Below are 12,972 nucleotides of genomic sequence, written 5' to 3'. Positions count from 1 at the left end.
CAATTTAAACTCTGTGATGTCTGTTACCCATTTTTGATTCGGTGCATCTGCATGAAAATTGCGCGCTAAAATATTGGGTGCAGTTTTACCAACTTTCCCCTTATAAGACTTATATTTTTTCATACGCACAACACACTTTAATCCAAGCTCTTTCATAATGCGTTGAACCTTCTTGTGATTCACTTTTTGACCACGATTCGTTAACTCATCACGAATGCGACGGTAGCCATAACGGCCTTCATTTTCCTCATAAATCGCTTTAATTTCAGCTTTCAAATCGGCATCTAAATCCGGACGATTCATTTTCTTTACTAAATCATAATACGTGCTTCGTGGAATGTTAGCTAGCGCTACAAGTGCTTTCGCCGAATATTTATGCCTTAATTCATAGACTACTTGTGCTTTGTCCTGTTTCGTGATTTTTCCTTGTTTTGAACTAAGGCATTCAACTTTTTTAAGTACTCATTTTCCATTTCAAGCTGTTGAATACGTGCTTCAAGTGCTTCGACTGAACCTTCAACTGGTGTTTGTTTTGATTGTTTATTTGAATCTTTTTCCATGGATGGACGCCCCTTTTTCCTTGATTGAAGGGCAGCGATTCCTTGTGTTTCGAATTGTTTTTTCCAAACAATAATCGTTGAAGGGGCAAGAATATTAAAAATAGCTGCCGTTTCAAATAAGGACGTACCGTTTTCAATCATAAAATTTAGTACGTCTAGTTTAAATTGTTGCGTGTAATTTGTATACCGTTTTAGAAAAGCTTCCACACCGTAATTTTATATTGGTTTACCCAATTCAAAATTACGGTGTCTCTTATACCAACCGCTTTACTAATTTCTCGGTAACTTTCATTTCCGTTCAAATAACGTTGAACGATGTGTATTTTTTCATCAGCTGTAAATTTAACCATAGAAAAACTGCATCTCCAATTGTTAGACGGTGTCTAACAATTGGGGTGCAGTTCAATGTAATTGTGAGAGGGTGCTCGTTTTTTGTTATGAAACAGAAAAGAATTACTTCCAACCACTTATAAATACATTTTGATATTTCCGTCGCTAAACTACTAGTTTGTGTAAATGAGAGAATGTCCATTATGAAAGATTTCAAAATAAAGGTGACTTAACATGCAGCTAAATTATATTGGGAAATAGAAAAACCACTCTTATAGGATTGGTTTCTAATCATTATTTTTAGGCTATACATTTAAAATTAGGCTAAGTTATAGAAATAATAAATATTTTATTCGTTGTTATTATTTTGGTTCTGGATAATGATTGTAGTATGAGATTCTAATAAATTCTTGGTAGACATTTGTTAATTTAGCATTTCTAAGAGCATCGTTGAATTTTTGCATACGTACACTACCTTGAGCGTAGCCCCCACCAGGAGTATAAGGATTTCTAGCTTCAAAGTCATCCATAAATACTTTTAATTTTTTATAGTCTTGAGATTGATAGAAAGCCGCGGCCTCTTCAGGAGTGACATCAAAGTAAGAGGATGATGTTGAGTTATAAGAAGCTGCTTGAGCAGTAGGTGCCTCTAGCATAGTTGTAGCTCCACCGAACATAGTAAGCGCCATAGAAGATACAATAATTTTTTTGAACATAATAAAACCTCCATGTAGAATATTTGGATTAATAGTAATCCTGTAATCATTATAGTTACAATGAAAATGATTATCAAATGCAATGTTGCATAATTTATTCTTTGAATGAGAAGTTCCCCTTATATCTAAATGGAGGAGTGTAATAAGGAATTAATAGATTAAAAGAGGGGTACATATTATTCGAGGTAACAAGAAAATGAAATGAAAAGGCTATTTTTTAATTGGGGAAAGTTAAAAGTCCCTGTTATTAAAGAGAGGGACTTTCACAAAGGAATGAGAATTAACAGCTGAAGGTATCGTTATTGGGAATTTAATTTCGTTTATTTGTGTTGAGAAATAAATAGTATAAGTTGTATAAGGCGAAATGAAGGAAGATTTCTTATAGATTTTTCGCTTAACAAAGTATGTTAAACCTTGCTCAAAATCATGTAATAGACTGTGAAATAATCTTTCTAAAATATAGTTTGGCTGAAAATTAGAGGACATTAATTCATTGAAGTAGTAATTACTGTTTTTCAGGATAGGGGTCTCTTTTTTATTTAATAAAGAGAATATATTTTCTCAACAGGACAAATGGTAATCATCTATAAGTACTATTTATAAGGATAATAGGAAAATAGAAATAAATAATAAAGGAGAATGTGAAATGACAACATTACTATCTAATAGAAATCGAGTTAAAATCAGTGAAGAAGATGTAGATGTATTAAAGGTAATGGCACATCCCGTTCGATTACAAATTGTAAATGAATTAATGCACCATAAAATGTGTAATGTTACACAGTTAACGAAAATATTAAAACTCCCGCAATCCACTGTTTCACAGCATCTATCAAAATTAAAGGGGACCGTACTCCGTGCAGAAAGACGAGGATTAGAGATGCATTATTATATTGATAATGCTAAGGCCCGCCAGATTATAGGGATTTTAGGTTTTTAGGTTCATACTACGTAAAAAGTTTCCTCATATAAAATAGGGAACTTTTTTTGTTGAACAAATTGTACATATTTATAAATAAAATGGAAAGAAGTAAACTAGTAATTTAAATAGTGGCCTCTTTTAAAGATAATTAAATATGCCAAAATATATGATTACAAAGCGAAACTTTTGATGCCTTTTTTTATTTATTAGGTAAAAGCAATTGGGTGGATTTTCTTACAGTAATGGTTGGATAAAATAGAAGATTACTAACTTGAACAAAAGAACTACTAGTTACATATTTAACATACATATTTATCTGGTTAATTGCAGTCGTGTTTTGGAATCTGTATATAGTAAACTCATTTAAAAACTTGAAAAATATCAAAATGTGTAAATTTTATGACTATTTAGCTAATTTTGTTTAATATTTGTAATTTGTTGTTTTATAATGATAATCGGGTTGCTCGTGAATGTTTTAGATATTGCGATATATACTCAGATAAATTTATTTTAGGGAGGTTTCAGAATTGAGTAAGAGAGTTATTATAAGAGTTTTTACATTATTATCAGTACTGGCATTATTCCTTAATGTGTTTTTACCAAGGGCTAGTGCAGAAGTTATGACGCATGAAAAATATTCAATGGACTGGAGTTATAGTAATAGTCTAGGTAAGTACATTCGAACTGAAATTATTAAAAATTCAAGTGGTCAAATTGCTTATTGCTTAACTCTTGGATTAAAATCACCAAATGGTGAAGATCTTCCTGAAATGGGGAAAACAGATAATGTAGTATATAAGGTCTTATTAAATGGTTTCCCACAAAAAAGTACTGAACAGCTGGGAGTAGCTAATAAAAATGAAGCGCATTATGCAACTCAGCTTGCGGTCTGGAATGCATTAGGACAACTTGATGTAAATGAATTAAAACATGAGAATAAAAATGTTGAAAAAGCAGCTAAGGCTATTATTAGTAATGCTAATAATAGTGAAGAGACGCAAGATATTTTTATGAATGTGATTCCTGCTGAAAAGCAAAAAGCAGAATTAAAGGGTGAGTTCTTTGAAACAAACCTATACACAGTGCAAACAAATGCTAAGAGTGGTTCTTATAAGGTAGTAGCGAAAAATGCCCCTAATGGAGTTAAAATTGTTAGTGAAAATGGTGAAGTGAGAGATCAGCTTTCAGTTGGGGAAAAATTCCGTATCCAAATTCCTAAGAACACAAAAACAGGTGAATTTAATTTAAGTGTTGCTGCTAATTTAACTAAAGTTCAAGCAATTGCTTACCGCGGCACGGATACTGTTCAGAATGCTACAGTATTATTAGAAAGAAATGAAGAAAAGCTTAGTGGTGATCTTGCAGTAAATTGGGAAGCAACTGGTTCTTTAAAAATTAAAAAGGTTGGAGAAAATGGGGAAGTTCTAGCTGGTGCAGTATTTGAAGTCTTTAATGCAAATAATGAATCAGTTGGAAAAATCACGACTGGTGCTGATGGTACTGTAGAATTAAATAACCTACAAATTGGTACATATACAGTAAAAGAAATTAAAGCACCAACAGGTTATGTTTCAGGTGATAAACCACAAACTATTGAAGTTAAAACAGGGGAAACAGGAGCTGTTCAAGTAGTAAACAATAAAGTAAAAGGTAACATCGAAATTAAAAAACTTAGTGATTCAGGAAAGGTTTTACCAAATGTTGAATTCACAGTCTTCACTGAAGATGGAAAAGAAGTGAAAAAAGTAGTAACAAAAGAAAATGGAATTGCAAACGTTGAAGGTCTTACGTATGGTAAGTATTATTTCTTAGAGACAAAAACACTTAATGGATATATTGAAAATAAAACAAAGTATCCTTTTGAAATTAAAGAGCACAATAAAACACTTACTTTTACAGTGGAAAATACCGAAGTAAAAGGTAGTGTAAAATTACTTAAAGTAGATAATGAAGATATCAGCAAAAAATTAGAAGGTGCAGTATTCGAGTTAAAAGATGCAAGTGGGAAAGTTATTGGTGAATATAAGACAGATAAAAATGGTGAAGTTAACGTCAAAAATTTAGCATATGGTAAATATTCATTTGTAGAAAAGGCTTCTCCAAATGGTTATGTTCTTATTAAAGAACCAATTGTGTTCGAAATAAAGGAACATGGGAAAATTATTGAGTTATTAGCAGTTAATCATCTTATCAAAGGTGATCTAGAAATTACAAAAGTTGATGTAGCTGATGGAAACAACAAACTTCCAAATGCAGAGTTTACTATTTATAATGAAGCAGGAAAAGAAGTAGTAAAAGGAAAAACAGACGATAAAGGTATCGCGAAGTTTGAAAAGTTACCATTTGGAAAATACACATATAAAGAAACTGTTGCACCAAAAGGTTATGTATTGAATGAAGAAACGTTCTCTTTTGAGATCAAGGAGAATGGTCAAATCATTAAACATATTGTCAAAGATGAAAAGATTCCTTCAATAAAAACAACAGCTACTGATAAAACAGATGACACAAAAGAAATGCACACTTCTAAGTCTGTAACAATCCAAGATAAAGTGGAATACAAAGACCTACAAGTAGGTAAAGAGTACACTTTAAAAGGTAAATTAATGGATAAAAAGACTAATAAACCATTAGTTGTAAATGGTAAAGAAGTAACTGCTGAAACTAAGTTTACATCAAAAGAAGCAAACGGATCTATCACACTAGATTTCACTTTTGATGCAACTGGTTTAGAAGAAAAAGAAGTAGTAGTATTCGAAGAGTTACTGAAAGACGGAAAAGTTGTTACGACACATACTGATATCAATGATAAAGGTCAAACAGTTAAGTTCGTTAAGCCATTAGTAAAAACAACTGCTACAAACAAAGCTGATGGTGGAAAAGAGATTCATGCAAAGGATGCTATCACTATCCAAGATAAAGTGGAGTATACTAACTTAGTTGTTGGTAAAGAGTACACTGTAAAAGGAAAATTAATGAACAAAGCTATTAACGAACCATTATTAATTGATGGTAAAGAAGTAACAGCTGAGACTAAATTTATTGCAAAAGAAAAGAATGGTTTTGTAACATTAGACTTTACTTTCGTTGGTGCTGAGCAGCAAGGAAGAGAAGTAGTCGTGTTTGAAGACTTGTTACATGAAGGTCAAGTAATAGCAACTCACGCTGACATTAACGATGTAGGTCAAACAGTTCGATTTGTAGAGCCTTCTATTAAAACGACAGCTACAAACAAAGCTGATGGTTCTAAAGAGTTAGATGCTTCTAAATTTGTAACAATCCAAGATAAAGTGGAATACAAAGACTTAATCGTAGGTAAAGAGTACGTTGTAAAAGGCAAACTAATGGATAAAGCAACAAAAAAACCATTAGTAGTTGATGGTAAAGAAGTAACAGTAGAATCTAAATTTACAGCAAAAGAAAAAAATGGTTCTATCACACTAGATTTCACATTTAATGCTTCTGCATTACAAGGTAAAGAAGTGGTAGTGTTTGAAGAATTGTATCAAGATAATGTCTTGGTAGCTATACATGTTGACATCGAAGATAAGGGGCAAACAGTGAAATTTAAAGAAGTAAAACCGGAACAACCAAAACCGGAACAACCAAAACCGGAACAACCAAAACCTAATCAACCAAAACCAGATCAGCCGCATCCAGATAAAAGCATTCCAACACCAGAACAACAAAAAGCAGAAAAGACATTAAAATCAGGAATATTACCAGTTACAGGTGGAGATTTATCCATGTGGATCTCAATGGGCGTTGGCCTTTTATTATTAGCTCTTGGAACTGTATTATTTATCAAACGTAGAAACGCATAATAACTATATCATTTTTACAAAGAAGGTCTTCTAATAATTAGAAGACCTTTCATTTTTGAACTTAACTCGGATTTTGTTTGAGTCAGTTTGGACATTCGATTTTAAGCGTGAATAGCATTTAAAATCGAAAATTTATTCGTAGTAAATAATACATAATTTTGTTTTACCGTTTTAATTAAAATACGATCCGTTGTACCATATGCTGTTCCAATACGAATCACATTTGATTCTTCAACGCCAGCATAGGTAGAATCTTCGGTAACCTCAATCACATCACCTAATGGAATCGTAACCTTCGCCAACTGCCATGAAATAATTAACTCTTCCTTTGTTTTTTTTACATGAATACCTAGCATCATACCAAGACCTTTCTATAATAGAATGCTACACTTTTCATCTTATTATACAAATTTTCAGATTGTTTTTCTATATGTAGGAATAGAATGGATTTTATATATTGGAATCTTAAGAGTGGCAAAGAAATAGGAAGATATACTGTCATTTTAGTAAGGAATACTGTATGAAGAAAAGTTCACGTCAAATTAATATGGATTTGATATGGTTCAAGTATGATGAACGAGAAACAGTAAGCGTGTTAGGAAGGAAATGAATAATGAGAATTAAATTAGTAGGGATTTTCACTTGTATGATTGTGATACTAGGTGTCTTTATCGTTTACACCAATCAATCTATTGGTAAAGAACCAGAAAAGACAAATTATGAAACTCGTGAAAACTCCATAAATAATGAGAATAATAGTAAGCAAAATGGGACTTCAAATAAGATAGCAAGTTCTTTTGCTAGTATACAGGCTGTAGTAAATAAGGAATATGGATTGCCCGAAGACTATAAGCCAAAGGATTTAGTAGTACCGAATGTACCATTCTCATTTAGTGGAACGGTAGAAAAGAGTTATCTTCGTAAAGAAGCAGCTGAAGCGCTAGAAAAGTTATTCCTTCTAGCTAAGCAAGAGGGGATCCAGTTGAATGCTGTTTCAGGGTTTCGTTCCTATGAATATCAAAAAACTCTGTATGCCAACAATGTTAAAAAGAAAGGACAAGAGCATACGGATCGTTTCTCGGCAAAGCCTGGACATAGTGAACATCAAACAGGATTAACGATGGACGTTTCATCTAAAAGTGCAAATAATGAACTAGAGCTAGCGTTTGCGAACACGAAGGAAGGCGAATGGTTGAAAGAAAACGCGCATCGTGCAGGATTTATCATTCGTTATTCTAAGGGGAAGGAAAGTATTACAGGTTATGCATATGAACCTTGGCATATTCGCTATGTAGGACATATTGCTGAAAATATATATAAGAAAAACCTGACTTTAGAAGAATATATGAATCTGTGAAAATAGAATTGAAAAGTTAAACTGTATTTAATGTTTAAGAATCCTACTTTTCTTATTAAAAGGCCTAATTTCTCAATGTATTATAGAGAAACTAGGCCTTTTTCATCATTTTATCAAAGTATTTTTCAGTTAATGATTCGATGTACTGATTATATTTTCAAGTGTTCGCTTTGAGCTACATAGATATAGTTTTTGTTGCAACTGTTTGTTGAAATACCTTATCATGCTCAACAATAACCATTGTGGGATTAAATTGTTGAATAAGCTCTTCAATCTGCATACGCGAATAGATATCTATAAAATTTAGTGGTTCGTCCCATATATATAAATGAGCTTTTTATAGAATATTTCACGTAGAAATTCCCAATCTTCTGCTTGGGGACAAATTTCTTCAAGGATTTCATGAGTAAGTTTGTTCTTATCTGCAACAGGATAGGGGAAATAATTGAATTCTACCGAAGCAAGGATTTTCCCACTATACTCATAATTCCCTAACAATAAATTAAAGAATGTCGTTTTACCTCGTCCGTTTCTACCGATAAATCTCAGTTTCCAATCCGTATCTATTTGGAAGTTTACACCTTCAAAAATAGTATCAAAGCTACGTGGGTATGAAAAAGTTAAGTCTTGAACTTTTATCATTGACATAATAATTCTTCCTTTATATATCGAAACGTTTCATATAAAGGAGGAACATCCATCCATTTTTTAATTCCTCTATATAAGTTTGATGGATATTAACGACTTATATAGAGCATTACATGTGTAATAATAGTGTCTGAAGTACTCATTTTTTTCGCTCCTTTATTTGTTAGGTGTATGTAACAATTAATAAGTTTCAACTAACATAAAACGGGAATAAAAAAATCCCCCAATTTGTAATCGGAAGGATTAGTCTTTCGTCTATAATTAATAAGTACTTATTAATTATTTGAATCATGACAAATAAAGTATGAACTGAATTTTAAAAATGGATAGACTAACCCTATATTTTGTAGTTTGAAGTTATAAAATTCAACTTAAAATATAAATTAGTTAATCATTATTCATCCATCATTCCTTTCATAATTCTATTTTTAGAGTAACATTCTTTTTTGAGATGCAATATCAGAATCAGCTTCACCTAATCCTAAATCATTTATAATTCTTTGAGTAAGGAAATAAAACATTACCTTCTTTTTATAAATATCGTATTATTGTTCAATATTTCATGCCTTTTGTCCATTAAAAGGGGAGAGATTTGAAATTGACATCAATCTTGGTTGTAACTATAATAGTTACAGTTAGTTTCGTAAATTAATTCGAATTTCCATGTTAATGATAGTATATTTTCATTTCTTTTAAGTGTGATAGTTAGCAACTAAATATAATCCAATAGAGGATTATATTCTATCTCATATTTAAAGAGTAGTTAAGTTGTACCATCCAAATTTACTATGCACAAACACTTAAAAAACTACATTTTTCAACTTATCCTTTTTGGAATCCTCGGTATTAAAAATTGTAAACATATACAAAAAATTAACAAGACTGTTGTATGTAGAAAGAAATCTTTTAAAAAGGTCATAATATGGATAATAGGTGGCACACATTTTAATTAGTAGGAGTTGTGCCACTATCAAGACATTTTTTAATAAAAGTATAGAAAAAACTCAAGAAGGTGAGTCCATTGCGTAAACATGCATATGTGCAATTTTATGTATTGATATTGGCTTTAATAGCTTATATAAGCTTTTGCTTTATATTTTTATTTGTTTTTCCGAATCATTATTTCGTATCAGATTTTAATATCCGACTATCATCTTTAGTCATTGAAACTACTGTGTTTATCTCATTACTGTATTCTATATTAGCTAGAAAAATTAAGTTAGAAGTATTCTGGGTTTGCATTATTATTGCAATAGGGTGTTTCTTGATAGGGAATTTCATATCCGCTTTTCAAGTACTTAATGTGGAATTGCCAATACAAAATTTTAATATCTCTGATGTATTTTTGTTGTTTTTCTTATTCTTCTTTCTCTTTGCGTTCTTTTATAAAATCATGATGGAATGTAACAAGTGGGAGAAAGCGTATTTACTTTGTGATTTATGTATTGTTGTTACTGCTATTTTTACATTAGAGTGGTACCTATTTAATAAACCTTCTGCAAATATCTTATTTTTATCAATTGGAGATGTTTTTCTCTCATTTATTTTTCCGATTTTAGATTTATTGCTTCTATTACTTGGAGTTACCCTAATCTTTCGACCAGCTATTTTCAATACAAAAAGTAAATTGTTTATTTTTATCCTAGTATTAACCGGATTGGCTATTACGGACTACTTGTATTTTTATTTACAAGACGATTTATCAGATCGTTCAGTTATATTATTAAGGTGTTTGTATAGAGTTTTCCTATTATTTATCGCTATTGCTGCTACAATTCCAAAGAATGCATCTTCTAAAAGAAATTATTTTATTATTAATCCGACATTTGGAAAGAAAATTCTTGTCATTTTCCCTTATCTTGCAGTTACAGTTTTAATTGGCTTTACTTTGAAAGAGCAAACTTCTTCATCTACACTGATTATGGGAAATTGTATTGCTTTTGTATTTGTACTGATTCGTCATACAATCGTACGAATGCAAAACAAAGATTTAACTGAAACATTAAAAGTGTTTAATAATCAATTAGAACAAACAGTATCTCAAAGAACAATGGATTTAATAAACAAATCTAATGATTTGGTAAAAAATCAAGAGAGATTTAAGTCACTATATGAGTATCATCCGGATCCTATATTAACGATTGATTCAAATGGTACCGTATTAAATATAAACCAGGCTGGAAGTATGTTATTAGGAAAAGACAGTGCTGTATTAATAGGGAAAGAGTGCTTCTCTATTTTTTTAGATGAGGATAAATCTGAATTGGAATCGGCTATAAAGAAAGGAAAACGATGTAGTTCATCTTCGTTACAGTTACGTGTGAAAAATAACAATGAGAAGGACATACTCTTTTGGTATGTCACTATAGTTCCTATTATGATAGAAGGACAAACCTTTGGGAGTTATGTAATGGTAAAAGACATAACGAGGATGAAACAACAGCAGGATGAGATAAATTATCTTGCATTCCATGATACGGTGACGGAGATTGGAAATCGTATATTCTTCCAACAAGAATTAGAAAAATCTATTAAGCGTGCACAAAAAACACAGGATAAGCTTGGGCTCTTGTATATTGATTTGAATCGCTTTAAGACTATTAATGATACACTGGGTCATTCGATTGGTGACAGGGTTTTAAAAGAAGTTGCCAACCGTTTTAGGACATGTCTGTCACCGACTATTCCTCTAGCAAGAATAGGGGGAGATGAGTTTGCGATCATTATCCATAACCAAACAGAGCAACAGCTATTGGATTTGTGTGAAACTTTATTTCGTATAACTGAAGAACCATTTGTAGTAAATCAGCATAGTTTTTACTTATCTCTTAGTATAGGAATAGCAGTGTATCCGTTTGGAGGAATAAATACTACTACACTTTTACAACATGCTGATATCGCTATGTATAGTGCAAAGGAAAAAGGTAACAATGCTGTTTGTATGTATGACGAGACATTATCTCGAAAAATAACCCGTCGATTACGATTAGAACAGGATTTACCAAATGCAATTGAAAATAATGAGTTGTTTTTATTGTATCAACCACAGATTGATAGTAAGGCAGGTAAGGTTATTGGTTCAGAGGCTTTACTACGTTGGCAACATCCAGAGCTCGGGCTGATTTCTCCTTTTGAGTTTATACCTATCGCAGAAGAAACGTCGCAGATTATTTCAATTGGGAAATGGACATTACAGAAAGCGTGTCGACAGCTGAAAGAATGGCATTCTGCGGGCTATTCAAATCTAAAGATGGGGATAAATTTATCAGCTATAGAGTTTGAACAGAAAGATTTTGTCCAAATAATTATATCGACCATAGAAGAAATAGGAGTACCTGCTAGTTCTATTGATTTGGAATTAACAGAGCGAATAGCAATGGTAGATGAAAAAGAAACTTTATCGAAGTTAAAAGCATTAAAATCATATGGTGTACATTTATCAATTGACGATTTTGGTACAGGTTATTCTTCATTAGCGTATCTGCCACTGTATCCAATTGATACTTTGAAAATTCCGAGAGAATTTGTTAATAGGATCGAAACTTCTACTGATGGAGATGAAATTATACAAACCATTATTTCACTAGCGCATACTTTAAATATGAAAGTGATAGCAGAAGGGGTGGAAACGAAGGGACAGTTAACAGTGTTACAACAAAATGCATGCTATCTAATTCAGGGCTATTATTACAGTAAACCTGTAAATGAAGATGAGTTTCTCATGTTTTTAAACACGATGTGGAATGAATAAGTGAGAACTCCGTATATGTGAAGTAAAGTGAAAAGAAGTTCTATCTATATTGAGTAGAACTTCTTTTTTATACTTATTTATCAATAGATAATTAGTTAGACCTTCAACCTAAAATATAAATAGCTTTTCTAAATGTGAAGAAGCCTAGATAGTTATCTGTGAGAAACAGAAGTAATTAAAAAGTTAATTAAAGTTTGTAACAGTTCATCAGAGCAGTCAATACTTTCTTTTTCATACACATCACTTCTCGTAGCCATTCGATATAAGGTACCCAATAAGATATGGGTAATGGTTAAGGCAAGTAATCGAGGATCTATATCTTTACGGAATGAACCATCTTGTATTCCTTCTTCGATTAATTCTTGTAATGTGAATAAAGCTTGCCCTGTAATAGATGTATATTTTTCTTCTAACTCTGGTGTAGGATACGATTTAGAATACAATTGATCAAACAAGCCTATGAAGCGGAATTGGGAGGAGTTTGTTTGATATTGATGACTAATAAATTTAAACATAGATTCCATCTTTTCGAAAGCGTTAGTTCCGTTTTGTACTTCTTCTTTTTCAGCTTCTAGTAACTCTGTTAAGATTCGGATTTGAATATTAAATAAAATTTCATGAATGGATTTATAGTATTTGTAAAGGGTAACTCTACTAATTTTTGCTTTATTAACGATATCCACAATAGTGATATCCATTAATCCCTTTTCTAAGGCCAACTCCAATGCAACATCTAAAATTTGTATTCTTCTAGCATTACGCATCTGTTCTAATTCTTGTTCCCGTGTTGAGACCATTAATTTGCACTCCATATTGTAAATAGTTTTTATTTATTAATATTACTCACCATTTTAATATGAAATA

8 protein-coding genes and 1 pseudogene are annotated in these 12,972 nt (G+C 31.7%); 4 read left to right on the top strand and 5 right to left on the bottom strand.

Features of this window, described 5'->3' with window-relative positions; genetic code table 11:
* Together ACS2MN_RS10970 and ACS2MN_RS10965 are read right to left on the bottom strand one after the other, a co-directional pair.
* A pseudogene (locus ACS2MN_RS10970) lies at positions 1 to 910 on the bottom strand (IS3 family transposase); the annotation flags it as partial.
* Between the two features lie 342 nt (positions 911 to 1,252).
* The gene (locus tag ACS2MN_RS10965; protein WP_000473492.1) at positions 1,253 to 1,606 is read right to left on the bottom strand and encodes a hypothetical protein; all 354 of its coding nucleotides are present in this window, start codon (positions 1,604 to 1,606) and stop codon (positions 1,253 to 1,255) included.
* Positions 1,607 to 2,252: 646 nt separating this feature from the next.
* On the opposite strand from ACS2MN_RS10965, the gene ACS2MN_RS10960 reads away from it, so the two are divergent.
* Both ACS2MN_RS10960 and ACS2MN_RS10955 read left to right on the top strand, forming a co-directional pair.
* Positions 2,253 to 2,546, top strand: coding sequence for an ArsR/SmtB family transcription factor (locus ACS2MN_RS10960; protein WP_000209596.1), 294 nt, complete (start codon positions 2,253 to 2,255; stop codon positions 2,544 to 2,546).
* Between the two features lie 509 nt (positions 2,547 to 3,055).
* Entirely contained in the window at positions 3,056 to 6,352 is a 3,297-nt protein-coding gene (locus tag ACS2MN_RS10955) for a VaFE repeat-containing surface-anchored protein (protein ID WP_346994449.1), read from the top strand.
* A 101-nt stretch (positions 6,353 to 6,453) separates the two neighbouring features.
* Here the strand turns inward: ACS2MN_RS10955 and ACS2MN_RS10950 are convergent, their stop codons facing one another.
* Entirely contained in the window at positions 6,454 to 6,708 is a 255-nt protein-coding gene (locus tag ACS2MN_RS10950; protein ID WP_002093492.1) for a SunI/YnzG family protein, read from the bottom strand.
* Positions 6,709 to 6,965: 257 nt separating this feature from the next.
* Between ACS2MN_RS10950 and ACS2MN_RS10945 the strand changes: the two genes are divergently transcribed.
* A complete protein-coding gene (locus ACS2MN_RS10945; protein ID WP_346994450.1) occupies positions 6,966 to 7,709 on the top strand; it encodes a M15 family metallopeptidase in 744 nt (247 codons plus the stop codon).
* A 303-nt stretch (positions 7,710 to 8,012) separates the two neighbouring features.
* On the opposite strand, the gene ACS2MN_RS10940 is transcribed toward ACS2MN_RS10945, so the two are convergent.
* Entirely contained in the window at positions 8,013 to 8,357 is a 345-nt protein-coding gene (locus tag ACS2MN_RS10940) for an ATP-binding cassette domain-containing protein (RefSeq protein WP_016108872.1), read from the bottom strand.
* A 1,021-nt stretch (positions 8,358 to 9,378) separates the two neighbouring features.
* On the opposite strand from ACS2MN_RS10940, the gene ACS2MN_RS10935 reads away from it, so the two are divergent.
* A complete protein-coding gene (locus ACS2MN_RS10935; RefSeq protein WP_016108871.1) occupies positions 9,379 to 12,108 on the top strand; it encodes a sensor domain-containing protein in 2,730 nt (909 codons plus the stop codon).
* A 152-nt stretch (positions 12,109 to 12,260) separates the two neighbouring features.
* Here ACS2MN_RS10935 and ACS2MN_RS10930 read toward each other — a convergent pair whose 3' ends face one another.
* Positions 12,261 to 12,905, bottom strand: coding sequence for a TetR/AcrR family transcriptional regulator (locus ACS2MN_RS10930; RefSeq protein ID WP_087948783.1), 645 nt, complete (start codon positions 12,903 to 12,905; stop codon positions 12,261 to 12,263).
* Positions 12,906 to 12,972: the final 67 nt, after the last annotated feature.

The organism is Bacillus cereus group sp. BceL062, assembly GCF_051780025.1.
Taxonomy (GTDB): Bacteria; Bacillota; Bacilli; order Bacillales; family Bacillaceae_G; genus Bacillus_A; species Bacillus_A toyonensis.
This window is presented reverse-complemented; position numbering and strand designations above follow the sequence as displayed.

What these genes read in the sequence shown, in the direction of transcription:
- ACS2MN_RS10945 (WP_346994450.1), top strand. Translation starts at nt 6,966, where the DNA reads ATGAGAATTAAATTAGTAGGGATTTTCACTTGTATGATTGTGATACTA.
- ACS2MN_RS10930 (WP_087948783.1), bottom strand. Translation starts at nt 12,905, where the DNA reads ATGGTCTCAACACGGGAACAAGAATTAGAACAGATGCGTAATGCTAGA.
- ACS2MN_RS10965 (WP_000473492.1), bottom strand. Translation starts at nt 1,606, where the DNA reads ATGTTCAAAAAAATTATTGTATCTTCTATGGCGCTTACTATGTTCGGT.
- ACS2MN_RS10940 (WP_016108872.1), bottom strand. Translation starts at nt 8,357, where the DNA reads ATGTCAATGATAAAAGTTCAAGACTTAACTTTTTCATACCCACGTAGC.
- ACS2MN_RS10960 (WP_000209596.1), top strand. Translation starts at nt 2,253, where the DNA reads ATGACAACATTACTATCTAATAGAAATCGAGTTAAAATCAGTGAAGAA.
- ACS2MN_RS10950 (WP_002093492.1), bottom strand. Translation starts at nt 6,708, where the DNA reads ATGCTAGGTATTCATGTAAAAAAAACAAAGGAAGAGTTAATTATTTCA.